We start from the raw sequence: 26,101 nt of genomic DNA, 5'->3' as shown, positions 1-26,101 counted from the left end.
GAGAGAAATCAGAATGAAAAAATACAGCAAAATAATCATGTCCTGCGCCTGCCTGGCTATTGCTTTTGGGTTGGCGGCCTGTGCTAGTTCGCAGAAAAATAATCAAACAAGTCAAACTACATCGACTTATTCAAATCTAAACAATAAAAAGAGTGTCGAGGAAGTGAGGAGTTTGTTATCAGCTCATTTGGATAAAGACAGTGTCGATAACTTTGTCAATCTAGTCAATGACTACAATGGACTTGTCGGATCAACCGGCTTAAAGGGTGACTTCACTAAGTTTACCAAAACGGAATATGATGTAGAAAAAATCAATCCTCTGTGGCAGGCAAATAAGGGCGACTTTATCGGGACAAATTGTCGGATCAATACCTATACTTTGCTGAAAAATAGCATCAAAATCCCTCAAATAGAAAAAGATGACGAACTTTTGTTTATTGATAATGACTCGATTGACAAGGGCAAGCTCTTAGATGCCAAGGATAAGGAAGAGTTCAATATTCTATTCTCAAGGGTCAAGACAGAAGCGACTCAAGATGTCAAAGTCCATGCTAAGAAGATGGAGGAATACTTCAAACAGTTCAAGTTTAATGAAAAGGCTCGAATGCTTTCTGTCATAGTTCACGACAATCTTGACGGTGATTCTCTCTTTGTAGGTCATGTCGGTGTCTTGGTTCCAGATAAAGACGGATATTTATTTATCGAAAAACTGACCTTTGAAGAGCCTTATCAGGCAATCAAATTTGCGACCAAGGAAGATGTCTACAAATACTTGCAGACCAAATATAAAGACTACACAGGGGAAGGTTTGGCCAAGCCCTTTATCATGGACAATGATAAGTGGGTAGAGGGTAAGTAGTGTGCTTCAGTTAGTATTAAGAAAATAGAAGAGGGAGATTTAGCGTATGGAATTAAAAGATTTTACAGAAAAAGAGCAGGAGCAGATTAATCAAGGGCTCAGCACTGCAGAAATTTCCGATAAGGAAGCTGCTAAAAAGATTCTTGCACTCGTGCCTGAGGAATGGATTAAGAGAATTCCTTTCTTTGTTAGAGGGCATGCGACTACCAAGACTGTTGAGCGAGTTGCTAAGCAATATCTTGAACTATACGCTGTCGCTAAGCAGCAAGGCGAACTTCCTGACAAGGAAAGAGAAGAATTGCGCGCCATTATGACAAGCATTTTTGAAGAAAAGATGAATAAACATAAGATTAAGTAAGCGAATTTCAAGCTGGTCTGAAAAAAGTTTGACTTAATACTTGCATACAAAAAAAACAAGTGACGGCATCAATAAAAGATGCGGTCACTTGTTTTATATTATTTACTTTCAACCTCGTTTTGGAAAACTAGGTCAGGTTTCAATTCTAGTAACTTTTCAAAAAAAGCCATCAAGTGTTGGTATTTGTTGGGATCGATGATTCCCAAACCAATCTTTTGTTGCTCTTTCCCATTTTTTGTATAAAGGAAGAAATTTTTTGTTTTTACATTGCCAGCATGAACCCACTCGATCTTTAAAGTGATGGACTCAATTTCATCTAAGTAAACAGGCATAATAAGTCTCTTTTTAACGAGAAAGAGAGCGTCTCGGTAGAGATAAAGAGAGTTAAAATCATCTTTAACGAGTGCCTTTTCTTGGATGAGCTGGTGCTGGTCTGCAAGCTCAGGATAGCGTTCGTAAATGCTTTGATATTTTTCTCGGATATTTTGAGGAGCTTTTATAGCCAAGTGGCCAAAAGCAATAACGATCCCCAAAAGAATAATTCCAAAGATTCCTGAGAAAACAAGTCCAACAGTGTCATTCTTTTGGAGAGAAGATGGGAGATTAAAAAGAAGAAATAGCAGGCCAAGACTCCCCAAAATTACCCAGATTAGTGAAGACGTAACAGAAGCTTTGATTTCTTTTTGCATGAAAGCAACTCCTTTAAATAAAATAATATACAGTCTTATTGTAACACGAATAAGCGCCCTTGAAAACTAGAGTAAAAAAACAATCAGAAATTTCTGATTGTTTTTTTGATGATTTAAGATTTTTATTCAAGGTTTAGCTTAGTGCGAGTAATATAGTAAACCCCAAAATAGAAAAGAAGAAGTTTTATAATCTCATAAGTATAAGCAGACAGGAATGAAAACTGAATAGGCGGTTGGGAATAAGAACCAACATATTGTGCATAGGTAATCGCGTAGATGAAAGGATTTGTGAAATAAAGCTGACGATTCAGTACTCCTATTATAATCCATAGAACAAAGGCAGCTACAAAGGACATTAAAATGCGATGATTTTGGAAAAGCTGTCCAATAGAAATAGACAAGTATAGGAATAATACAAAAGAAATCGAACCTAGAAGCAAATAGAAGGCTATTTGAAGAGTAGGAATCAATGGGATGTAGGAAAGAAGAAGACCAATTTTATTGAGGACATCAACCCCTGAACCAAGAGCTACAAGAAAAGCCATCCAGATGATGCTTAGGAAAATTCCCAAGACACTCGCAATATACCAAATAGTTGCCATTGTCATTTTTGAAAGGATGACTTGATGGGCATTTGCGGGCAGTGTCCAAGTCAAGTATGCTTCACGACCAAAAATATTTTGATAGAAACGTCTAATGGTAATGACTAGGTTAGAAATAACAAGTGCTGTACAGGTTGAAAAGAATACAATAGTAAAGAATGAATAGACTGCTGAGACAGCATCATCTGACGTAATTCCACTAGATATACTGTTAGACAGCATCAGACCAAATATTGATGAGACAATAGCCAGAATTAAGAACAAGACGCCATATAATTTTCCGGCTGCTTTAAATTCATATTTTAATAATTTCCCAAACATAAATCTCTCCTTTAAATTCTAAACTGATCACGGAAGATATGGTCAATAGTGTTGTCATGTTTTCTGCGAAGCTCATTAGCATCTTCCTGCAACAAGATTTCCCCATCTTTGATAAAGATGACATCATCAAGAATATCTTCGATATCGGAAATCAAGTGGGTAGAGATCAACACAGAAGAATTCTCTGAACGGTTTTGAATAATTGTCTTCAAAATATAGTCTCTGGCTGCCGGATCCACACCACCAATTGGTTCATCAAGAACGTAGAGATCAGCCTTTCGACTCATAACTAGGATCAATTGAACCTTTTCTTTATTACCTTTTGAAAGATTCTTCAAACGACTTTTTTCGTCTAAATTGAGATCTTCTAAAAGGTGGTTGGCCTTTTCTTCGTCAAAGTCAGAATAGAAGTCTTTGAACATAGCAAATACTTCTTTAATTTTCATATTATCACCAAGATAAGTTGTATCTGGTAGATAAGAGACAACCTTTTTCGTTTTAGGAGAAGGTTTTTCTCCATTGATAAGAACCTGTCCAGAAGTCGGTTGCAGAAGACCATTGATAAGTTTGATGATAGTTGTTTTTCCACTACCATTTGGTCCTAGCAAACCAACAATACGTCCAGGTTGGATATCCAAGTTAACACCAGAAAGAGCTTCAGTCTTTCCATAATTCTTTTGAACATGCTCCAAACGAAGCAAAGATGAAGTTGACATATAAACCTCCTAAAAGATACAAAGCTAACAAGACAGCATCATGCGGTATTGATATTAGATTTGATTCTTAGTTGCCAATATAATTAGTATTATTTGGGCTAAAAATCAATATGCTTTTAAGATATTATATAGTTTGTTAAAAAAAAAATCAAATTTGTTCAGAGATTCCATAGATTCTCTAAGGCTTTTTTTGTCATTGGTTTCTTCTTTTTTTAAATTCTAGTATAATAGAAACTAAAGATTACAAGCGAAGGAGAGGCCAGTGATTGCACAGTTAGATACTAAAACAGTATACAGTTTTATGGACAGCCTAGTCTCAATTAAAAAATATGTGGAAAAGGCAAAAGAATTTGGTTATAGTCACTTAGGGATTATGGATATGGACAATCTCTACGGAGCCTATCATTTTTTAGAAGAAACGAAAGCAGCTGGAATTCAGGGGCTTTTAGGTCTGGATTTGAATTTAGTCAAAGATGGACAGCCTTTGTCCTTACGATTGTTGGCAATAAATAGCCAAGGTTATCGGAATTTGATGAAGGTTTCAACTCTCATCATGCTTGACAAAAAAGAGTGGTCAGATATTCAGCATTTGATGCAAGGTTTGGCTCTGATTGTTCCTGCTTATCCTGGAATTGATGATTTAGATCTGGGAAGAGATTATTACATTGGGGTTTCTCCAACGACTCCTCTCCAATATTTCTCAAAGCCTACGCTACCTCTTTATACTGTTCGCTATTTTGATACAGGAGACTTGGAAACTCTACAGATGCTGAGGGCTATTCGAGAGAATGTTAGTTTGAGAGAAGTAGGGGACTTGCCAAGCGGTCAGCATTTTTTGCGACCCGAGCAACTTAGGGACGCTTTTGAGCAGACCTTTCCTGAGAGTTTAGAAAATCTTGAAAGGCTGGTTCAGGATGTCCATTATGATATCGATACAGAGTTAAAATTGCCACGTTTTAATCCAGAACGTCCAGCAGTGGAAGAACTACGTGAGCGCTCAGAAGCTGGCCTGAAAAAACGAGGCTTAACAAGCTCTCTCTATCAGGAACGCCTTGACCAAGAGCTTGCTGTTATTCATCAGATGGGCTTTGATGATTATTTCCTCATCGTATGGGATTTGTTGCGCTTTGGACGTAGCCAAGGCTATTACATGGGAATGGGGCGAGGTTCTGCAGTAGGAAGTCTGGTGGCTTATGCCTTAGAAATCACAGGGATTGATCCAGTCAAGAACAATTTGCTTTTTGAACGATTTCTAAATCTGGAACGCTTTACTATGCCTGATATTGATATCGATATTCCAGATGTATACCGACCTGAATTTATTCGTTATGTCCGTGATCGTTATGGTACACTTCATGCTGCCCAAATCGTGACTTATTCAACCTTTGGAGCTAAGCAGGCCATTCGTGATGTTTTCAAACGCTTTGGAGTTGCAGAGTATGAGTTGACCAATATCACTAAGAAAATTCGCTTTGGTGATAGTTTGAATACGGCCTATGAAAAGAATATTGCATTCCGACAGATTATCAATAGTAAGTTAGAGTATCAAAAGGCCTTTGACATCGCTAAAAAAATCGAAGGGAACCCTCGCCAGACCTCTATTCATGCGGCGGGTGTTGTAATGAGTGACAATGATTTGACGGATCAGATACCACTCAAATATGGTGAGGATATGTACATTACTCAGTATGACGCCCACGGAGTTGAGAGTAATGGGCTTCTCAAGATGGACTTTCTAGGTTTGCGCAATTTAACCTTTGTCCAGCGAATGAAAGAAGCTGTCCTAAAAAAATACGAGATAGACATCCAAATTGAGTCCATTGATCTGGAGGATAAAAAAACCTTACAACTTTTCGCTGCAGGTGATACCAAGGGAATCTTTCAATTTGAACAGCCAGGGGCCATCAGTTTACTCTGGCGAGTTCAACCAGTTTGTTTTGAAGAAGTAGTCGCTACAACCTCTTTGAATCGACCTGGTGCCAGTGATTATATTGACAATTTTGTCAAGAGAAAGCATGGCCGTGAAGCTGTTGTTTCAATTGATGAAAGCTTAGACGATATCCTGGCTCCAACCTATGGTATTATGCTTTATCAGGAGCAGGTCATGCAAGTTGCCCAGCGCTTTGGGGGCTTCAGTCTAGGAAAAGCTGATATCTTACGCCGAGCCATGGGGAAGAAAAATGCCGTAGAAATGCATAAGATGGAGGAAGAGTTTGTTTCAGGCGCAATGAAGCTTGGACACTCAGAAAAGAAAGCTAAAGAAGTCTTTGCCATCATGGAGAAATTTGCTGGCTATGGCTTTAACCGCAGTCATGCTTACGCTTATTCAGCTTTAGCCTTTCAGTTGGCTTATTTCAAGGCTCATTATCCAGAAGTTTTCTTTGATGTTCTTTTAAATTACTCTAGCAGTGACTATGTTACGGACGCACTTAGCTTTGGATTTAAGCTTGCTCCCTTGACCATTAATACAGTCCCTTATCGCGATAAATTCGAGGAGAATCAAATCTTTCTAGGTCTGAAAAATATTAAGGGACTTCCTCGTGATCTAGCTTACTGGATTATTGAAGAGCGACCTTTTACTGGAATTGAGGATTTTCTGCTACGCTTACCATCCCAGTATCGGAAAGAGTCTTCTTTGATTCCTCTGATTCAGATTGGCCTTTTTGATAGTTTTGAACCTAACCGTCAAAAGATAATCTACAATCTAACAAACCTCTTCATTTTTGTGGAAGAATTGGGAAGTCTTTTTGCTGATAGCAGTTATTCATGGACAGAGGCTGAGGATTATAGTCAGGCTGAAAAGTTTGAGCTGGAGCAATCCATTCTTGGCGTTGGTTTATCTGATCATCCTTTAATGACCATTGCCAAAGCAACTACAGAATCCTTTTCTTGGATTGGAGATCTAGCGGAAAACAGTAGGGCGAAAATTCTTGCTCAAGTCCAGTCTATCAAGGTTATTCGAACGAAAAATGGTGAGAATATGGCCTTTTTGCAGGTCACTGACACCAAAAAGAAACTGGATGTGACGCTGTTTCCAGAAACTTATAAGTTGCTAGCGAATCGCATAAAAGAAAAAGGTATTTATTTTTTAACGGGTCGAATTCAGGAAAGAGACGGTCGTTTGCAAATGGTTTTATCTGAGGCCATAGAAGCCAGTTCAGAACGGTTTTGGATTCAGTTAGAAAACCATGAACATGATATTCAGATTGCAGAAATCCTCCAACGATTTCCGGGATCGATTCCAGTTGTTTTACACTACGAAATTGATGGTAAAACAATCTCTGCACCGCATTTCCAAGTGGAAAAATCAAAGGAATTACAAGAGGATTTACAAAAATTTACAATGAAAACGATTTATCGCTAAAAAAGGAAGAATTTTCCCTAAGATTGTGGTATAATCAGTAAGAATGTTAAAATAAAAAGGAGCATAAAAGAATGAAACGTATTGCTGTTTTGACCAGTGGTGGAGATGCCCCTGGAATGAATGCTGCCATCCGTGCAGTAGTTCGTAAAGCAATTTCTGAAGGAATGGAAGTATTTGGTATCTATGATGGATACGCTGGTATGGTTGCGGGTTCAATTCAACCATTAACAGCTGCATCAGTAGGTGATATCATTTCTCGAGGCGGTACTTTCCTTCATTCTGCACGTTACCCTGAATTTGCGCAAAAAGAAGGCCAACTTAAGGGAATTGAGCAATTGAAAAAACATGGAATTGAAGGTGTCGTGGTTATTGGTGGTGACGGTTCTTACCACGGTGCTATGCGTTTGACAGAGCATGGCTTCCCGGCTGTTGGTGTACCAGGTACAATCGATAATGACATCGTTGGTACTGATTTTACAATTGGTTTTGATACAGCAGTAACAACAGCAATGGATGCGATTGACAAGATTCGTGATACTTCATCTAGTCACCGCCGTACTTTTGTTGTTGAAGTAATGGGACGTAATGCTGGAGATATCGCGCTATGGGCAGGTATTGCTACTGGTGCAGATGAGATTATTGTTCCTGAAGAAGGTTTCAAATTTGAAGAGATTGTGGCTAGCATCAAGCATGGATATGAGGAAGGTAAGAAGCACAATATCATTGTTCTTGCAGAAGGTGTTATGTCAGCGGATGAATTTGGTGAAAAATTAAAAGCTGCTGGTGATACAAGTGACCTTCGTGTAACTGAGCTTGGTCACATTCAACGTGGTGGTTCTCCAACCGCTCGTGACCGTGTTCTTGCTTCTCGCATGGGAGCACATGCTGTTGAATTGCTTAAAAAAGGGATCGGTGGTGTAGCCGTTGGTATCCGCAATGAGAAAATGGTTGAAAATCCAATTCTTGGAACAGCAGAAGAGGGAGCACTCTTTAGCTTGGCGGAAGATGGTAAGATTATCGTCAACAATCCGCACAAGGCAGATCTTGCTTTGTCTAGTCTAAATCGTAGTATTTCTATTTAATTTGTTATAAAGGTCAGAATGGCCAAATATATAAAAGGAGTTTCATAAGATCATGAACAAACGCGTAAAAATTGTTGCAACACTAGGTCCAGCGGTTGAAATCCGTGGTGGTAAAAAATTCGGTGAAGACGGATACTGGGGTGAAAAACTTGACGTTGAAGCTTCAGCTAAAAACATTGCTAAATTGATTGAAGCAGGAGCAAACACTTTCCGTTTCAACTTCTCACACGGTGACCACCAAGAGCAAGGTGAACGCATGGCAACTGTTAAACTTGCTGAAGAAATTGCTGGTCAAAAAGTTGGTTTCCTTCTTGATACTAAAGGACCTGAAATCCGTACAGAATTGTTTGAAGGTGACGCAAAAGAATTTTCATACAAAACTGGTGAAAAAATTCGTGTTGCAACTAAACAAGGAATCAAATCAACTCGCGAAGTGATTGCTTTGAACGTTGCTGGTGGATTGGATATCTATGATGATGTTGAAGTTGGTCGTCAAGTATTGGTTGACGATGGTAAACTTGGTCTTCGCGTTGTTGCAAAAGACGATGCAACTCGTGAATTTGAAGTTGAAGTTGAAAACGACGGAATTATCGCTAAGCAAAAAGGTGTAAACATCCCTAACACTAAGATTCCTTTCCCAGCACTTGCTGAACGCGACAATGCTGACATCCGCTTCGGTCTTGAGCAAGGAATCAACTTCATCGCGATTTCATTCGTACGTACTGCAAAAGATGTTAATGAAGTCCGCGCTATCTGTGAAGAAACAGGTAATGGTCACGTTCAATTGTTCGCTAAAATCGAAAACCAACAAGGTATCGATAACTTGGACGAAATCATTGAAGCTGCTGACGGTATCATGATCGCTCGTGGTGACATGGGTATTGAAGTACCATTTGAAATGGTTCCAGTTTACCAAAAGATGATCATCACTAAAGTAAATGCAGCTGGTAAAGTTGTTATCACAGCAACAAACATGCTTGAAACAATGACTGAAAAACCACGTGCAACTCGTTCAGAAGTATCAGACGTATTTAACGCTGTTATCGATGGAACTGACGCAACTATGCTTTCAGGTGAGTCTGCAAACGGTAAATACCCGCTTGAGTCAGTAACTACAATGGCAACAATCGACAAGAACGCTCAAACTCTTCTTAACGAATACGGACGTTTGAACTCAGATACTTTTGAACGTAACTCTAAGACAGAAGTTATGGCTTCAGCTGTTAAAGATGCAGCAAGCTCAATGGATATTAAATTGATTGTAACTTTGACTAAGACTGGTCACACTGCACGTTTGATTTCTAAATACCGTCCAAATGCTGATATCTTGGCATTGACATTTGACGAATTGACAGAGCGTGGATTGATGTTGAACTGGGGTGTCATCCCAATGTTGACAGACACTCCATCATCAACTGATGACATGTTTGAAATTGCTGAACGTAAAGCAGTTGAAGCAGGTCTTGTAGAATCTGGTGATGATATCGTTATCGTTGCTGGTGTACCAGTTGGAGAAGCTGTTCGTACAAATACAATGCGTATTCGTACTGTTCGCTAAACAAATACATGAAACCAATGATTACAAGAGAATCATTGGCTTTTTTTATTCAGTAAAAAATGTTATAATAGGGTGAAAAAGGAGAGATGATGGTTAAGAGAGATTTGATTCGTAATTTGCTGATCCTTGTGATAGCAATTTTCATTTTTGTTGCCTTGCGTCTATTAGTTTTTACTCCCTATACAATAAAATCACAAGATTCAAACCGCTATCTTACTGAGAATGATTTTGTTTTAGCGATTAGAGGAGAAAAGATTCAGAGGGAAGATTTTGTTCTTTACGAAGTAGATGGTAAGGAATATGTAGGACGAGTGATTGCCAAAGGAAATGATTCATTCATCTATATGGATGACGTCCTATATCTGAATAATAAGATTAAAACTGAGAATTACTTATCTAGTATAAAGGAAAAATACCTGGCAACACCAGGTAACTCAGGTTATTTTACGCACGATTTTAGCCTGCAGATGCTGACTGATTCAAAAACTCGTAAGATTCCGAAGGATTCCTACTTGATATTAAATGATAATCGACAAAATACAAGAGATAGTCGAGAGTTTGGTCTAATTTCAAGCAAGCAGATTCAGGGAGTCATTTCATTCAGAATTTCCCCATTAAAGAAGTTTGGTTTTATTGAGAATAAGTAGAAAACAAAAAAGAAGAGGCCTAAGTCTCTTCTTTTTTGGGTATTTAGATCTTATTCAAGCCAATCTGAGTTAAAGCCTAAGATTATGTCACTTAGGAAATCTTTAATCTCCTTTTCTGGTTTCTTGATGGAAGATATTTTGCCAGTTTTCATGGCATCGCCAGATGCTTGTGTGAAGAATGTCGTCAATTTGATAACGGATAAGCTTGGTTTTGTGGCTGATAGAAATCAGTTCAAAATTTTTGATCTTTTTTTCTGAGGATTTTTCAGCCTGAAATTCAGCCTTATTTAGCTGACGACCATCTTGGGAAATATAGAAAAAATCTTCAGATAGTAGGTTGTCTAACTGGCTTCCTTGGTCAACTAGTTGTTCACGCATTAGGAGTTTTTTATAGACATTATCAAGAATTTCATCTTCTGGTATGGGAGCGGGCTCAATGTGAATATCAATATCGAAAATCCCAAAGCGTTCCATTAGCATCTCTTCAACTTGATCGGCAATTTCGTGACTTTCATAGACTGAAAGGTCTGGATTCATTTCAAGAATAATATCTAGATAGATATTGCTTCCATAAGTGCGGCCTCGCTGGGACTTAACTTGTGTGATTTTAGGAATTTCAAGGATGGCTTGCTTATAATCTTGCAAGAGGCTTTCATCGAATCCATCAGAAAGACTGAAGGAGGATTCCATAAAAATATCATAAGCAGTTTTTAAGATGAAGAAAGTAATAATAATGGCTACCAGCTGGTCAACTAGGGGATAGTTCAAGGCGCTCGCTATAATAGCAATTGAAGTACCAAGGGAAGTGATAGCATCTGATAAGTTGTCTTTTGCTGCTGCTTCTAGGGCTTTAGAGTTGGCTCTTTTTGCAAGTTTTTTATTAAAGAGATAAACCCCAGTCATGATGATGGCTGAAATAAAACCTACGATTGCACCTAGAGGATCGATGGCTGTGACTTGTTTGGAAATAATCTTTTGAACGGTTTCAAATAAGACGTCCAGTCCAACAAAAAACATGATTAGGGAAGTGATTAGACTTGCCAGATCTTCAATCTTCCAGTGACCAAACTTATGGTCCATATCAGCTGGTTTTCGAGCCATTCGTAGACCAATAAGAACTGCAATATTAGCGACGATGTCAGAAATGTTATTGAAACCATCAGCAGTCAAACTAGAAGAGTGGAGCATAGAGCCTGCAATCAGCTTGGCGGTAGAAAGAAGGATATAGGTGACAATAGCTAGTAAGGCACCCTGTTCTGCCAGTTTGAGGTTTTTTGAGGGATTGTTCATGCTTACTCCTTTCAGATAGTACATTATAGCCTTTTTTTGCTTTTTTTTCAAATAAACATTGGTAGGGGTAGCTTATATAAAGAGCTAGGAGATTGTTGCAACTTTCTTGCTTTTTATCTTTTGATTCTGTTGACTCGGTACACCCTTTGAAGGTATTTTTTGGTATAATAATAGCATTGACTTTGAAAGAGGAAGAAAAATGCATCCTTTATTAAACGGTATGAATGACCGTCAGGCTGAGGCGGTTCAAACAACAGAAGGGCCTTTACTGATAATGGCTGGGGCTGGTTCGGGTAAGACCCGTGTCCTGACCCATCGCATTGCCTATTTGATTGATGAGAAGATGGTCAATCCTTGGAATATCCTCGCCATTACCTTTACCAATAAGGCGGCGCGGGAGATGAGAGAAAGGGCTGAAAAACTTAAAACGGAGGCCCAAGATTGCTTAATCGCTACCTTCCACTCCATGTGTGTACGCATCCTGCGGCGAGAAGCAGACCATATTGGATACAACCGCAACTTTACGATCGTTGATCCGGGCGAGCAGCGGACTCTGATGAAACGGATTCTCAAAAATCTCAATCTAGATCCTAAAAAATGGAATGAGCGCGCCATTCTGGGTACTATTTCCAATGCTAAGAATGACCTGATTGATGAGGTGGCCTATGCAAATCTAGCTGGTGATATGTATACAGAGATTGTGGCCAAGTGTTACACGGCCTATCAAAAGGAATTACGCCAGTCTGAGGCCATGGACTTTGATGATTTGATTATGCTGACCCTGCGCCTTTTTGATCAAAATCCTGATGTCTTGACCTACTACCAGCAACGCTACCAGTATATACATGTGGACGAATATCAAGATACCAACCATGCCCAGTACCAGCTGGTCAAGCTCTTGGCTTCCCGCTTTAAGAATATCTGTGTGGTCGGAGACGCTGACCAGTCTATCTACGGCTGGCGGGGAGCCGATATGCAGAATATCCTGGACTTTGAAAAGGATTATCCGGAAGCTAAGGTAGTCCTGCTTGAGGAAAATTATCGCTCTACTAAGACCATCCTTCAAGCGGCTAATGAAGTCATCCGAAACAACCGCAACCGCCGTCCCAAAAATCTCTGGACTCAAAACGAAGACGGTGAGGAAATTGTCTACTATCGGGCTAATGACGAGCAGGACGAGGCTTTTTTTGTCGCCCGAACTATTGATCAGCTGAGCCGAGAAGGATACAGTCATAAGGATTTTGCAGTTCTTTACCGGACCAATGCCCAGTCACGTACAGTGGAAGAAGCCCTGCTCAAGTCCAATATTCCCTATACCATGGTCGGTGGAACCAAGTTCTACAGCCGTAAGGAAATCCGCGATGTTATTTCTTATCTCAATCTCATCGCCAATCCTAGCGATAATATCAGCTATGAGCGCGTGGTCAATGAGCCTAAGCGTGGTGTTGGACCAGGAACGGTGGAGAAAATTCGAGATTTTGCGTCCAGTCAGGAAATCTCTTTACTGGATGCATCGGCCAATATCCTGCTGTCACCAGTCAAGGGTAAGGCTGCTCAGGCGGTCTATGATTTTGCCAATATGCTTCTGGATTTACGGGAGCGCTTGGATGATTATACAGTGACGGGGCTGGTAGAGGCCGTGTTGGAAAAGACAGGCTATGCTGCAGCCTTGGCTGCTCAGGCAACGCTGGAAAGCCAAGCACGGATTGAAAATATCGAAGAATTCCTATCTGTAACCAAGAACTTTGATGAAAGTCCAGATAATCCTGCTGAGGAGTCTGGCCTAGATAAGCTCAGCCGTTTTCTCAATGACTTAGCCTTGATTGCGGACACAGATGACGGAGATATGGAGAGTTCCGAAGTGACTCTGATGACCCTTCACGCGGCCAAGGGATTGGAATTTCCGGTCGTCTTTCTGGTTGGTATGGAGGAAAATGTCTTCCCTCTAAGTCGGGCGTCTGAAGATGAGGATGAGCTGGAGGAGGAGCGGCGTCTGGCCTATGTCGGTATCACCCGAGCAGAGAAGATTCTTTATCTGACCAACGCCAATTCCCGTATGCTTTATGGTAAAACCAACTATAATCAACCTACTCGCTTCTTGAGAGAAATCAGCTCAGACCTGCTAGACTATCAGGGACTAGCTAGGCCAGCAAACAGCTCCTTTAAGGTCAGTAATACCAATAGCGATACAAGCAAATTCGGCCAGGGCATGAGTCTGGCCCAGGCTCTACAAGAGCGGAAGCGTCAGGCGGCACCAAGTTCCATTTCTACAGGCGGTCTGCCTTTTGGAAAAAGCAGTCAGAGCCAGCCATCTAAGCCGGAAGTTGCTTGGGCTATCGGAGATATTGCCCACCATAAGAAATGGGGCGATGGGACTGTTCTGGCAGTCTCTGGCAGTGGAAATAGTCAAGAGCTCAAGATTAATTTCCCAGAAGTCGGTCTGAAGAAAGTACTGGCCAGCATAGCACCGATTGAGAAAAAATCATGATGAGGCAGTCGATTGAAGCCTGGATCTATCATCCAGAGGAACGAGAAATCTTGCTCTTGAAAGTTGAGGATGATCCTGTTTCCTTTTGGCAGCCCATTACTGGTGGGATTGAGAGCGGTGAGAGTCCAGAAGAGGCCTGCCTTCGTGAAATAAAAGAGGAGACCGGCTTGCTCTTAGCTTGTTCAAATCTGACTAGTCTTGGAGATTTTACAGTAAAGATTGATGAAAATCTGACCATCCACAAGAATCTTTTTCTAGCTCTGACAGAGCAGAAGGACATCCAGATTTCTGATGAGCATGTGGGAGCTCAGTGGATAGCTTTAGAAAAAGTTTCGTCGCAGTTGTACTGGCCCAGCAATCAAGCGACTTTTGAGATTATAAAAGAGAAGCTATAAGATATAGCTTCTCTTTATTTCTTTTGATAAGGAAATTCTATTAGTCAAGCGAGGCGTTTAGTGGTAGACTTATCACATAACTATAGTGAGGTGACCTTATGACACGTGAATTTAAATTTGAAACCCTGCAGCTTCATGCCGGACAGACAGTTGACCCGACAACCAAGTCACGGGCTCTGCCTATTTACCAGACAACTTCCTATGTTTTTGATGATACTCAGGAGGGAGAAGATCTTTTTGCCCTACGTAAGCCGGGCAATATCTACACTCGGATTACCAATCCGACTCTGTCTGCTTTTGAGGAGCGGATTGCGGCTTTGGAAGGTGGAGTCGGAGCTCTAGCAACAGCTTCTGGTATGGCAGCTGTTACCTATACCATTCTAGCTTTGGCCCATGCTGGCGACCATGTAGTAGCAGCCTCTACCATCTACGGTGGTACCTTTAATCTGCTCAAGGAAACCCTGCCTCGCTATGGCATTACCACGACTTTTGTGGATATTGAAAATCTGGCTGAAGTAGAAGCAGCCATTCAGGACAATACAAAGTTGGTTCTGATTGAAAGTTTGGGCAATCCGCTGATTAATATCCCTGACTTTGATTCTTTGGCAGATCTGGTTCATGCTCATAAAATTCCGCTGATTTCCGACAATACTTTTGCCACGCCTTATCTGATCAATGTCTTTTCTCATGGAGTGGACATCGCGGTGCATTCTGCGACCAAGTTTATCGGCGGTCACGGAACTAGTATCGGTGGTGTGATTGTGGACAGTGGTCGTTTTGACTGGGAAGCTTCTGGTAAGTTTCCGCAGTTTGTGGACCCGGACCCGAGCTATCATGATATCAGTTATACGCGCGATGTCGGAGCAGCAGCCTTTGTCACTGCTGTGCGGACCCAGCTCTTGCGCGATACGGGCGCAGCCATGTCTCCCTTTAACGCCTTTCTCTTCCTGCAAGGATTAGAAACTCTCTCTTTGCGTGTAGAGCGCCATGTGTCCAATGCCGAGAAGATTGTTGATTTCCTAGCAGGGCATCCTAAGGTCGAGCAGGTCAATTATCCCAAACTTGCTGACAGTCCTTATCATGCTCTGGCAGAAAAATATTTCCCTAAAGGAGTGGGCTCTATCTTCACCTTTAATGTCAAAGGTGGGGAGAAAGAAGCTCGTAAGGTTATTGACAGCCTAGAGATTTTCTCTGACTTGGCCAATGTAGCAGATGCTAAGTCTCTGGTTGTCCATCCAGCTACAACGACTCACGGTCAGATGTCGCCAGATGCTCAGCTGGCAGCAGGCATTACACCAAACCAAATCCGTCTCTCTATCGGTTTGGAGAATGTGGATGACTTGATAGAGGATTTAAGAATAGCCTTGGATCAATTATAAGAATAGGTCAATCATAGTTTGAAGGAGGTGTTTGGTGTGATCCGTTATGTTTGCAATCCACAGCTAGATTTTGCGGCAGTACTAGATCTCTATGCTTCGGTGGGTTGGAGCAATTACACCAATCGCCCTCGGCGGTTAGAGCAGGCATACCATCAGTCTTTGCTTGTGATGGCGGCCTATGACGAACACAGGTTGGTTGGTTTGATCCGAGTGGTCGGAGATGGGCTTACCATTGTCTTCATTCAGGATTTGTTGGTATATCCGCAGTACCAGCGTCAGGGGATTGGCCGGAGCCTTCTTCAGCAGACGTTGGGAAGATTTAAAGATGTTTACCAAATTCAGCTGGCAACGGAGCAGTCAGATAAAAATCTAGCTTTTTATCGAGAACTCGGCTTTCGCCGACAGGAAGATTTCGACTGTACTGGCATGATTTATGCACCTAATAAAAAGTAAAATTCTAGAGGAGCTTGTTAATAAGCTCCTTTTGTCATGTTTACAAGAGGAAAAGTAATAGTACTGGACCGATGAAAATATTTCTCGGTCTTTTTTGTTTTTCCTTGACAGTTAAATTGTCAGAATTTATAATAAAAGAAGAAAGGCGATAACAGTGTTATCAATTTAAAATCATGAAAAAAGAAACAGATGAGCTAAACGAAAAAATCTTGGAAAGCGCGAGGAGTGAGTTCTTGGCTTATGGCTATCAGGATGCTTCATTGCGAAGAATTTGTCGCGCTGCTGGCTTGACGACTGGTGCTCTTTATAAGCGCTATGAGGGTAAGGACAGTCTCTTTGCTACCCTGCTTGAGCCTACTATGACAGCCTTAGACCAGTATGGACAAGAGCAGAAGCGACGTGACTATGCTTTCCTAGAAGAGGGACACCTGTCTGATATGTGGGCCCATCGCTTGGAGGATCTCCAGTCCCTGATGCAGATTCTCTATGAGCATAAGGATATTATGCAACTCATGCTCTTTAAATCTCAGGGTTCTTCGCAAGCGGACTTCAGGACGCGTCTGCCTCATTTGGCTGCAGACGAGACTTATCGCTATTTGGAGCTGGCTTACAAAGAGGAGAGAATTAATCATTTGGTCAAATACGAGTTTCTGCGATCGTGCATGACAGCTTATTATACAGCTGTATTTGAGCCTTTGGCTCAAGACTGGCCCCAAGAGCAGGCGCTGGAATTTTGCCATTCCATCATGGACTTGTTTGACTGGGGAGGTTTGCTAGGTTTTTGATAGAAAGAAGGAAATTCTATGAAGAAAAAATCTGTCCTTGCTTGGATCTGGGACTTTGTTTCCCTTCATAAGATATATTTTGTGCTCAGTCTGATCTTTGCCTTTGCTTCTGTGATTTCAGGATTTCTGCCTTATTTCTTTATTGGTGGAATGATTAATCAGCTCTTAGCGGGCAATAAAAACTGGGACTTCTACCTGCAGCAGTCAGCTTGGGCAGGTCTGGCCTGGATTGGCTACTGGGGATTTCACGGTATTTCCACCATGCTGTCGCATACGGCTACTTTTAAGATTCTAGCGGAAATGCGGCGCCGCCTGACAGACAAGCTAGCTAGGCTGCCTCTAGGTATAGTGCTTAGTCAGTCATCAGGCAGTTATAAGAACATTATCGTTGAGCGGGTGGATGCGACCGAAACGACCTTGGCTCACCTGATTCCAGAGTTTACTGCTGGAATTTTTGGTCCGATTATTGTCCTCATTGCCATGCTGGTCATTGATTGGCGGCTGACCTTGCTGTCTCTCCTGACTATTCCTATTGTGGTGCTGGCCTATGTTCGGATGGCTGCCAATAGCGAAGCGGACTATCAAAATACTCTGGTCAAGACCAAAAAACTCAATGATACAGCGGTGGAATACATCAATGGGATTGAGGTCATCAAGGTCTTTGGCAAGGAAAAATTTTCATACGATAAGTTTGTGACGGCTGCTAGAGAAGGAGCAGACTGCTTTATTGAGTGGATGCGCAAGTTCAATCTGGAGATGGGGATTGTGACTGCTTTTCTGCCATCAGGCTTGCTCTTTCTACTACCGGCTGGCTGTTATTTCTATCTGCAAGGTAGCTTGACTGCCGGCAATTTCATTCTAATGATTATTCTGTCGCTCAGTCTTCTGACTCCTCTGATTTTAGTAGCTAGCTACATGGACGATTTACGGAAAATCGGGACTATTTTTGGTCAAGTCATTGATATTTTGGAAAAGCCTGATTTGAAAAGGCCTCAGGAGCTGAGAGAACTTCCAAAAGGAAGGGATCTGGTCATGACGGATGTCAGCTTTGGCTATACGGATGAAGAGGAAGTGCTGCACGGTATTTCGCTAGATATTAAGGCTGGCAGCATCAATGCTTTGGTTGGGCCATCAGGCTCAGGTAAGTCTACAATTGCCAAGCTTCTAGCTTCTTTCTGGGATGTCAGTTCTGGTCAGATTACCTATGGTGGCTTGGATATTCGTCAGCTTCCGCTAGACTATTACAGTCGGCAGATTGCTTACGTGACCCAGGATAACTATCTCTTTGATGAGACTATTATGGAAAATATCCGGATGGGAAATCCAGCAGCATCTGATGAAGAGGTCATCGAAATTGCCTGTCGCTGTGGCTGTTATGACTTTATCATGAACTTGGAAGACGGCTTTGAAACTCAAGTAGGCTCTGGCGGCGGTCATCTATCTGGCGGGGAGCGTCAGCGGATTGCCATAGCCCGTGCTATGCTTAAGGATGCGCCAATTCTTATCTTAGATGAAGCGACTGCTTATACAGATCCGGAAAATGAAGCACGGATTCAGTTCAGTCTAGCTCGTCTGATTGAAGGACGGACCTTGATTGTCATTGCCCACAGACTGTCTACAATCATGAGTGCTGACCAGATAGTCCTGGTCAATGATGGTCGGATTGAAGCTAGAGGTCGGCATGAAGAATTGCTGACAGCAAGTCCGCTTTATGCTTCCATGTGGCAAGCCCATATTGCTACTAGGGATAGTGGTGAAATGGAAGGAGGGCTGACTCATGCTTAACATATTGAAGAAATTCTTTGATTTCTGTACGGCAGAGGACCGTAGGAAATTTTATCAATCTATTTATCTGGGCGTCATCAAGTCCTTTATCATTGCTCTGCGTATTCCAGCAATCGGCCTAGTCGTTATGGGACTGATTGAGAAGAATCTCTCTATGCAGACCTTCTGGCTGGCTCTGGGTATCATGTTGGTATCAACTGTCCTAAACGTCTGGATTACCCTGAAAATTACCATGCTGCAGACGGAAGCAGGCTATCATACCTGTGCTCAGAAGCGGATTGAAATTGCCGAGCACATGCGCTATCTACCCATGGGTTACTTTAATCAAAATAGCTTGGGCAAGATTACCAGTGTTACGACTAATACGCTGGAAGGGTTGTCTGATGTAGCTACGCGAGTGGTTATGATGACTGTGCAGGGCTTTCTAACTACTGGTCTCATCACTGTTTTGGTCTTTCTCTATGACTGGCGTGTTGGACTGGTTCTCTTGGTGGGTCTCGTCCTCTTTCTCCTGCCAAATACCCTCATGCGTTGGCAAGTTGGCAAGGTTTCTGATGACAAGTATCAGGCGGATATGGACCTAGTAGCCGTTGTTTTGGAGTACAGCCAAGGGATTGCTGAAGTTAAGAACTACAATCTGGTCAACCGTTCTGCCAAGAAGCTGTCCAAGGCTATTGAAGGCAAGAGTCAGCTAGATACCAAAATGACACTCGTGACCTCACCTTACATTGCCCTCCAGGGTATGGTGACCAAGCTGACCGGTCTCTTTATGGGGCTTTTCTCTATCTACTTTTATCTCAATGGCAGTATGGAGCTGCTGGTAACCATTATGATGATTGTCAGTGGTTTTATGATTTATGAAAATCTAGACGGCGTTGGCTCTTTCTCTTCTCTCCTGCGCATTGTTGATTTGTCGGTTGATATGGTCAATCAAGTCTTGGCTATCCAGCCGATGGACATCAGCGGTCAGGATATTGAGCCTAAGAGCAGCAGGATTGAGCTGAGAGATGTTAGCTTCTCTTATGGAAATAAGAAAATCATTGACCGGGTTTCCCTTACCATTCCCGAAAAGACGACAACTGCTCTGGTCGGACCTTCTGGATCAGGCAAAACAACGCTCTGCAACCTCATTGCCCGCTTCTGGGATGTGGACCAGGGAAGTATCAGTCTGGACGGGCATGATGTCAGGGATTACAGCTATGACAGCCTGATTCGTAATTTCAGCTTTGTCTTCCAAAGTGTCTATCTCTTTGAGGATACCATTGCCAATAACATTCGTTTTGGCAAGCCGGAGGCCAGTCAGGAAGAAGTGATAGAGGCTGCTAAGAAAGCGTCCTGTCATGACTTTATCCTATCGCTGCCTGATGGCTATGACACCAAGATTGGTGAAGGAGGTGCTAGTCTTTCTGGAGGTGAGCGTCAGCGCATTTCCATTGCACGGGCTATTATCAAGGATGCACCTATTATCATTCTGGATGAAGCAACAGCCAATGTTGACCCAGAAAACGAAGAAGCCCTCATGCAGGCTATTCAAGCTTTGACTCGCGATAAGACCATTATCATGATTGCCCACCGACTCAAGACGGTTGAGCATGCAGACCAGATTTTGGTGCTGGATCAAGGCCGCATTGTCGAGCAGGGTAAACACCAAGACTTACTAGCTAAACAAGGTATCTACAGTAAGTTTATCCAAGAAAGAAAAACAGCCGCCAGCTGGCGGATAGATACGGAAAGTTAAAGAATTATCTTAGCTAACAGGAAATTCACATCGTAATAAGAAAAGTAGCAAGCTATTTGTTTGCTACTTTTCTAATATAAAATGTAAGATATAAGATAACTTTCTCTCTTGACTGTCTATATATGGTATAATAAGTACTATGCAAACCAAACCAACCTCTGCTTATGTACACATTCCTTTTTGTACTCAGATTTGTTATTACTGCGATTTTTCCAAGGTTTTTATCAAAAATCAGCCAGTAGATAGTTATCTGGAGCATTTGATTGAGGAGTATGATTCTTACGACATCAAAAAGCTCCGTACCCTCTATATCGGTGGCGGAACTCCGACCGCTCTATCTGCTCCTCAATTGGCTTTTTTACTGGAAAAGCTGACTGACAAGCTTGACTTGTCTTATCTAGAAGAGCTGACTATTGAAGCCAATCCTGGGGACTTGGATCAGGAGAAGATTGCTGTACTTAAAGACTCGCTTGTCAATCGGGTTTCGTTGGGCGTACAGACCTTCAATGACCGCATGCTCAAGCAGATTGGCCGCAGTCACTCGGAAGGGGACATCTATGAGAATATTGCCAATCTCAAAAAAGCTGGTTTTGACAATATCTCGATCGATTTGATTTATGCCCTGCCCAAGCAGACTATGGAAGATGTGAAAATCAATGTTGCCAAGGCTATTGCCCTGGACATTCCCCACATGAGTCTGTACAGCTTGATTTTGGAAAATCATACGGTCTTCATGAATCGGATGCGACGAGGGAAGTTGCCTCTGCCCAAGGAAGACTTGGAAGCGGAGATGTTTGAATACATTATAGCTGAGCTGGGAAAAGCAGGTTTTGAGCATTATGAGATTTCAAACTTTTCTAAGCCAGGCTTTGAGAGTCGTCACAATCTCATGTACTGGGACAATGCTGAATATTATGGTATCGGAGCGGGAGCGTCTGGCTATGTCAATGGTGTTCGCTATAAAAACCACGGGCCAATTCGTCATTATCTGCAGGCGGTGGAAGCAGGCAATACCCGCGTGCAGGAAGAAGTGCTGACGCTGAAAGAAAAGATAGAAGAAGAGATGTTTCTAGGACTGCGGAAGAAATCAGGTGTTTCTAAAAAGCGCTTTGAGGAAAAATTCGGCCTTTCCTTTGAAGGTCAATACGGAGCAGTTGTGGCTGAACTGACTGAGCAGGGCTTGCTAGTGCCGGACAGAGACATCGTGCGTATGACCAAGAAAGGCCTCTTTTTGGGCGATACGGTTGCTGAGAAATTTATATTGGAGTAAATCATGGGCTTAACTTATCAAATGAAAATGAAAATTCCTTTTGATATGGCAGATATGAATGGCCATATCAAGCTTCCAGATGTCATCCTGCTGTCCTTGCAGGTATCGGGGATGCAGTCAATCGAGCTTGGCGTCAGCGATAAGGATATGTTAGATCAATATAACCTAGTCTGGATTATCACGGACTACGATATCGATGTGACACGTCTGCCTCGCTTTGCAGAGGAGATTACTATCGAGACTGAAGCCTTGAGCTACAACCGGCTTTTTTGCTACCGTCGCTTTACGATTTTTGATGAAGCGGGTGAAGCCATTATACAGATGATGGCAACCTTTGTCCTTATGGATCGGGATAGTCGCAAGGTTCATGCAGTTGAACCTGAGATTGTCGCTCCTTATCAGTCCGATTTTTCCAAGAAATTACTGCGTGGCCCCAAGTATCCAGCTTTAGAAAATCCTGTCAGCAAGGATTATCATGTGCGCTTTTACGACTTAGATATGAACGGTCATGTCAATAATAGCAAGTATCTGGACTGGATTTTTGAGGTCATGGGAGCGGATTTCCTCATGAAGTATATTCCTAAGAAAATCCATCTCAAGTATGTCAAAGAAGTTCGACCAGGCGGCATGATTGCTTCAAGCTACGACTTAGATGGTCTACAAAGTAATCACCAGATTTCCAGTGAAGGTGAAGTGAATGCTCAGGCTTTGGTTACCTGGCAAGAGTTTAATCAGGAAAGTTAGGAAGAGTAGAAATGACTTATAAAGGATATTTGATTGATTTAGACGGTACGATTTATAAGGGCAAGAGCCGAATTCCGGCTGGTGAAGCCTTTGTGCATGACTTGCAGAAACGCAAAATTCCCTATCTTTTTGTGACCAATAATACTACACGCACGCCAGAAATGGTTCAAACCATGTTAGCTGAGAATTTCAACATTGAGACACCACTTGATACCATTTACACAGCAACTCTGGCTACCATTGACTATATGCAGGAGAAAAATCTGGGCAAGAAAGTCTATGTTATCGGAGATGTCGGGCTTAAACATGCCATTGAAGAAGCTGGCTATATAGAAGATACAGAAAATCCTGACTATGTAGTAGTGGGGTTGGATTGGGAAGTGGACTATGAGAAGCTAACAATAGCGACTCTGGCCATTCAAAAGGGTGCTCACTTTATCGGAACCAATCCTGATCTCAATATTCCGACTGAGCGAGGACTGCAGCCAGGAGCGGGTGCTATCAATGCCCTCTTGGAAGCCGCTACTCGGGTTGAGCCAACCTTTATCGGCAAGCCTAACGCAATTATCATGGAAAAAGCCATAGAGCATCTAGGACTGGCGCGTGAAGAAGTGGTCATGGTGGGTGATAACTATCTGACAGATATTCGAGCGGGAATCGATAACGGCATTCCGACCCTCTTAGTTACAACAGGATTTACACTGCCAGAAGAGGTGCCAAATCTGCCGATCCAACCGACATATGTCTTGTCTAGCCTAGCGGAGTGGGACTTCGATGCGTGATAAGGTAAGATTTTCAGCCAGCGTCTTGTGCTTGCTGGCAACAGCTATCATGTTAACCATTTATCTGGCTTGGCTCTTATACCCAATAGAGATTTCTTATTTCAACCTGCCAGATAAAGTATATTTAAAATCAGAGACCATTCAGTATAATTTTAATATTTTGATGAATTACCTGACCAATCCTTTTAGTCAAAAATTGGCGATGCCGGATTTCCGTTCGTCGGCAGCAGGTCTGCATCATTTTCAGGCAGTCAAGTATCTTTTTCACTTGGCGCAAGCTATTTTTCTAGTTACTCTGCCTGCTTTGTTTTTCTTTATCAAAAAAGTAGTCAAAAAGGGATTTTTAGGTCTCTACAGACGGGCTTTTCTAATGATTAGTCTTTTGCCACTTGTTCTAACAGGACTGGTCTTCATGATTGGTTTTAACAATTTTTTTACGCTCTTTCATCAAGTTCTTTTTGTTGGTGATAGCACCTGGTTGTTTGATCCAGCCAAGGATCCAGTCATTTGGATTCTACCTGAAGAATTTTTCATGCACGCTTTTATTCTTTTTGCTTTGCTGTATGAGGGAATTTTTTCGACCTTGTATTTCCTGAGCAGAAAGGTTAAATGACTAACTTAATTAAGGAAATATTTATGACAAGTAAAACTAATCAAGAAATCCGCAAGGATGTTGCTCGTTTTTCAGGCTTGTGTCTCTTGTATACTTTAGCTATGTCGGCAGTCGTGACTGTTTATTCAATTGTTACCCTGATGATTTTTATTTATCAGCATAGAGGGGGAGATTTGCAAGCTGCAAAGGAAGCTGCATCACAATTTCTAGCAAATGATGGGGGTATGTATCTTTGTGCGGTACCAGTTGGCCTCTTGATTTTCTGGTTATATCGTAAGAAGCAACTTTTTAGCACTGATCTTAAATATAAAAAAAGATCAATGACATCCAAAGCATTTCTTATTCTGACTAGCTTGCTTTTACTTGCCCAGACATTTTTTAACTTGTTTAGTCAGGTATTTGAATCCTTTTTGAATATTTTTGGCCTCTCATTAATGTCTTCAGTTGAGGCTGCTTCTGCAGATTCGACAACCTGGACGATGTTTTTATACAGTGCTATTGTCGGTCCTATATCAGAAGAGTTGATTTTCCGAGTTGCTGGACTAAGGACTTTTGAAAAATATGGAAAAGTATTTGCCATCAGTTTCTCTTCCCTTTTATTTGGAATTTTTCATGGCAATTTACCTCAGATCATTTTCGCTACCTTTGTTGGTTTCATTTTCTCTTACGTCACTCTAGAATATTCTGTATTCTGGGCTATAGGACTTCACATTTTCAACAATCTTGTCCTTGGAGATGGCTTAGCATTGCTTTATAGCCACTTACCGGGAGTTTTAGTTGGACTTGTGCACGTTATCTTACTCTATGGTGGAAGTGGTCTAGCCCTTTATTTCCTTTACAGTCTTCGTAAAGAGATTTCTGCCTATATCAAGACAAATAAACCTGAGAGAGGAAGCTTTCGTTCAGCTTTTATGTCTGTCTGGTTTTGGCTCTTTACGATTTTCATGATTGGAAATGCAATATATATGCTATTTCTTTAATAGTCTGAGAAGACCTTCTGGGAAATCCAAATCTTGACAATTTTACGGTCTGAGTTCTTGCATAGGAGCGAGTTGGAGGTTCATCGTAGATTCAAAGGAGTAAAAAATGAATGATAAAGTAGCTGAACTCCTAAAAGCAATTTTGATTGCTTTTGCGGTTTTTCTAACTATTGGACTTTTGATACTTTTTTCAACTTTTAATCCCTTAACTTTTAATCTTTTTAAGGCATCCCCTAGCGATATAAGGGAAGGTAATACAAAAATCGAAAAAATTTTTACTTCTCTAGGTTTGAAGCCAGAAAAAGTCGAATCTGATGGAAGCTATCATTATGAAGGTGGAGGACTTACATTTACTGTTCATTTTTCAGAAGAAATGATTCAGCGTCACCCTGTACTAAAAGAAAGTCCCAAACGAACAAACAACCGAATTGAGGTATATGTTGTACAGCTAGAGGATATTTCTTATGCTGAGGTCGGGGAAAATTTATTAAATACTGGTTTATATCAGTTTTTAGAAGAAAAAGGTAGGGACTACTATAAAGAGATTGGGAAAGATCAGTCTGTAAATTACTCAATTCTACAATGGAACAATCAGGAAAGACTAAAAAAAGGGATTGAATATTATGAGAAGGCTTTAACCTTGGTTGATATTCAGGATAATTCAGCCATAAGGCACATCGATACGATCACTGTAAAACCCGGTAAAGAATCTCAAATAAAACAATTGATTCGTGAAATGGATCAAGCTGGGTTATTAACTCAGACAACCGAAAAGAATGTTGCAGTTTCCCAGTGAAACAAAAATCAATCCTGTCAAGTTTTTTTCTTGACACCTTCATAAAACTATGGTAAGATAATATCTGTCAGTAAATAGCTTTGTTATTTACTAAAATATAAAACAGAAAAGAGAAATTTAAAAATGGCAGTTAAAATCCGTTTGACTCGTATGGGTTCTAAAAAGAAACCTTACTACCGTATCAACGTAGCAGATTCACGTTCACCACGTGATGGACGTTTCATCGAAACAGTTGGAACTTACAACCCACTTGTTGCTGAAAACCAAGTGACTTTGAAAGAAGACCGTGTACTTGCATGGTTGGAAAATGGTGCGCAACCATCTGATACAGTTCGCAACATCCTTTCAAAAGAAGGTGTATTGAAGAAATTCCACGATTCAAAATACTCTAAATAATAGAATTGTAG

At 41.4% G+C, this 26,101-nt stretch carries 24 protein-coding genes; 20 read left to right on the top strand and 4 right to left on the bottom strand.

The genetic code is table 11. The features are described from left to right. The first annotated feature begins 13 nt into the window (after window positions 1-13). Both AWH02_RS09225 and AWH02_RS09220 read left to right on the top strand, forming a co-directional pair. Window positions 14-859, top strand: a complete 846-nt coding sequence (locus AWH02_RS09225; protein WP_060553471.1) for a DUF4300 family protein — start codon at window positions 14-16, stop codon at window positions 857-859. Between the two features lie 46 nt (window positions 860-905). Next, a complete protein-coding gene (locus AWH02_RS09220) occupies window positions 906-1,217 on the top strand; it encodes a hypothetical protein (protein WP_060553473.1) in 312 nt (103 codons plus the stop codon). Window positions 1,218-1,315: 98 nt separating this feature from the next. On the opposite strand, the gene AWH02_RS09215 is transcribed toward AWH02_RS09220, so the two are convergent. From AWH02_RS09215 to AWH02_RS09205, 3 genes are all read right to left on the bottom strand, one after another. Next, window positions 1,316-1,906 carry a hypothetical protein gene (locus AWH02_RS09215; RefSeq protein ID WP_060954926.1) on the bottom strand — a complete coding sequence of 197 codons (591 nt, stop codon included), beginning with the start codon at window positions 1,904-1,906 and terminating at the stop codon, window positions 1,316-1,318. 122 nt (window positions 1,907-2,028) lie between these two features. Beyond that, window positions 2,029-2,829: a hypothetical protein gene (locus tag AWH02_RS09210; protein ID WP_060553477.1), complete on the bottom strand. Its 801-nt coding sequence runs from the start codon at window positions 2,827-2,829 to the stop codon at window positions 2,029-2,031. A gap of 11 nt (window positions 2,830-2,840) precedes the next feature. Beyond that, window positions 2,841-3,545, bottom strand: coding sequence for an ABC transporter ATP-binding protein (locus AWH02_RS09205; RefSeq protein ID WP_060553478.1), 705 nt, complete (start codon window positions 3,543-3,545; stop codon window positions 2,841-2,843). A 262-nt stretch (window positions 3,546-3,807) separates the two neighbouring features. On the opposite strand from AWH02_RS09205, the gene AWH02_RS09200 reads away from it, so the two are divergent. From AWH02_RS09200 to lepB, 4 genes are all read left to right on the top strand, one after another. Continuing rightward, the gene (locus AWH02_RS09200) at window positions 3,808-6,909 is read left to right on the top strand and encodes a DNA polymerase III subunit alpha (protein WP_060553479.1); all 3,102 of its coding nucleotides are present in this window, start codon (window positions 3,808-3,810) and stop codon (window positions 6,907-6,909) included. A gap of 71 nt (window positions 6,910-6,980) precedes the next feature. Next, on the top strand, window positions 6,981-7,991 hold the full coding sequence (gene pfkA / locus AWH02_RS09195) for a 6-phosphofructokinase (protein WP_008809277.1): 1,011 nt from the start codon (window positions 6,981-6,983) through the stop codon (window positions 7,989-7,991). A 52-nt stretch (window positions 7,992-8,043) separates the two neighbouring features. Continuing rightward, window positions 8,044-9,549, top strand: a complete 1,506-nt coding sequence (gene pyk / locus AWH02_RS09190) for a pyruvate kinase (protein WP_060553480.1) — start codon at window positions 8,044-8,046, stop codon at window positions 9,547-9,549. Between the two features lie 89 nt (window positions 9,550-9,638). Beyond that, window positions 9,639-10,196, top strand: a complete 558-nt coding sequence (gene lepB / locus AWH02_RS09185) for a signal peptidase I (protein WP_045503418.1) — start codon at window positions 9,639-9,641, stop codon at window positions 10,194-10,196. Window positions 10,197-10,298: 102 nt separating this feature from the next. On the opposite strand, the gene AWH02_RS09180 is transcribed toward lepB, so the two are convergent. Next, entirely contained in the window at window positions 10,299-11,486 is a 1,188-nt protein-coding gene (locus AWH02_RS09180) for a cation diffusion facilitator family transporter (RefSeq protein WP_060553481.1), read from the bottom strand. 199 nt (window positions 11,487-11,685) lie between these two features. On the opposite strand from AWH02_RS09180, the gene pcrA reads away from it, so the two are divergent. The 14 genes from pcrA to rpsP all read left to right on the top strand — a co-directional run bounded on the left by pcrA (window position 11,686) and on the right by rpsP (window position 26,090). Continuing rightward, on the top strand, window positions 11,686-13,974 hold the full coding sequence (gene pcrA, locus AWH02_RS09175; RefSeq protein ID WP_060553482.1) for a DNA helicase PcrA: 2,289 nt from the start codon (window positions 11,686-11,688) through the stop codon (window positions 13,972-13,974). Beyond that, entirely contained in the window at window positions 13,971-14,369 is a 399-nt protein-coding gene (locus AWH02_RS09170; RefSeq protein WP_060553483.1) for an NUDIX hydrolase, read from the top strand. The genes pcrA and AWH02_RS09170 overlap by 4 nt, the downstream gene beginning before the upstream one ends. A gap of 98 nt (window positions 14,370-14,467) precedes the next feature. After that, on the top strand, window positions 14,468-15,748 hold the full coding sequence (locus tag AWH02_RS09165) for an O-acetylhomoserine aminocarboxypropyltransferase/cysteine synthase family protein (RefSeq protein WP_060553484.1): 1,281 nt from the start codon (window positions 14,468-14,470) through the stop codon (window positions 15,746-15,748). Between the two features lie 36 nt (window positions 15,749-15,784). Further along, window positions 15,785-16,201 (top strand): GNAT family N-acetyltransferase, encoded by a 417-nt coding sequence (locus AWH02_RS09160; protein WP_060553485.1) that lies wholly within the window; start codon window positions 15,785-15,787, stop codon window positions 16,199-16,201. A 173-nt stretch (window positions 16,202-16,374) separates the two neighbouring features. Further along, window positions 16,375-16,986 carry a TetR/AcrR family transcriptional regulator gene (locus tag AWH02_RS09155; protein WP_060553486.1) on the top strand — a complete coding sequence of 204 codons (612 nt, stop codon included), beginning with the start codon at window positions 16,375-16,377 and terminating at the stop codon, window positions 16,984-16,986. 18 nt (window positions 16,987-17,004) lie between these two features. Further along, on the top strand, window positions 17,005-18,771 hold the full coding sequence (locus tag AWH02_RS09150; protein ID WP_060553487.1) for an ABC transporter ATP-binding protein: 1,767 nt from the start codon (window positions 17,005-17,007) through the stop codon (window positions 18,769-18,771). Further along, entirely contained in the window at window positions 18,764-20,509 is a 1,746-nt protein-coding gene (locus AWH02_RS09145) for an ABC transporter ATP-binding protein (protein WP_060553488.1), read from the top strand. The genes AWH02_RS09150 and AWH02_RS09145 overlap by 8 nt, the downstream gene beginning before the upstream one ends. 139 nt (window positions 20,510-20,648) lie before the next feature. Then, entirely contained in the window at window positions 20,649-21,779 is a 1,131-nt protein-coding gene (hemW, locus tag AWH02_RS09140; RefSeq protein ID WP_060553489.1) for a radical SAM family heme chaperone HemW, read from the top strand. A 3-nt stretch (window positions 21,780-21,782) separates the two neighbouring features. Continuing rightward, window positions 21,783-22,523, top strand: a complete 741-nt coding sequence (locus AWH02_RS09135) for an acyl-[acyl-carrier-protein] thioesterase (RefSeq protein WP_060553490.1) — start codon at window positions 21,783-21,785, stop codon at window positions 22,521-22,523. 11 nt (window positions 22,524-22,534) lie between these two features. Next, on the top strand, window positions 22,535-23,305 hold the full coding sequence (locus tag AWH02_RS09130) for a TIGR01457 family HAD-type hydrolase (RefSeq protein ID WP_060553491.1): 771 nt from the start codon (window positions 22,535-22,537) through the stop codon (window positions 23,303-23,305). After that, window positions 23,298-23,918 carry a TIGR01906 family membrane protein gene (locus AWH02_RS09125; protein WP_060553492.1) on the top strand — a complete coding sequence of 207 codons (621 nt, stop codon included), beginning with the start codon at window positions 23,298-23,300 and terminating at the stop codon, window positions 23,916-23,918. Before AWH02_RS09130 ends, AWH02_RS09125 begins: the two co-directional genes overlap by 8 nt. Before the next feature lie 23 nt (window positions 23,919-23,941). Next, a complete protein-coding gene (locus tag AWH02_RS09120) occupies window positions 23,942-24,898 on the top strand; it encodes a CPBP family intramembrane glutamic endopeptidase (protein ID WP_060553493.1) in 957 nt (318 codons plus the stop codon). A gap of 106 nt (window positions 24,899-25,004) precedes the next feature. Continuing rightward, complete coding sequence (locus AWH02_RS09115; protein ID WP_060553494.1) at window positions 25,005-25,694, top strand: hypothetical protein; 690 nt, start codon at window positions 25,005-25,007, stop codon at window positions 25,692-25,694. Window positions 25,695-25,817: 123 nt separating this feature from the next. Further along, window positions 25,818-26,090, top strand: a complete 273-nt coding sequence (gene rpsP, locus AWH02_RS09110; RefSeq protein WP_008809260.1) for a 30S ribosomal protein S16 — start codon at window positions 25,818-25,820, stop codon at window positions 26,088-26,090. Window positions 26,091-26,101 lie beyond the last annotated feature (11 nt).

The sequence above is a fragment of the Streptococcus gordonii genome, from assembly GCF_001553855.1.
GTDB classification, from domain to species: domain Bacteria; phylum Bacillota; class Bacilli; order Lactobacillales; family Streptococcaceae; genus Streptococcus; species Streptococcus gordonii.
Note: the sequence above shows the minus strand (reverse complement) of the source record. Positions and strands in the feature narration are given on the sequence as shown.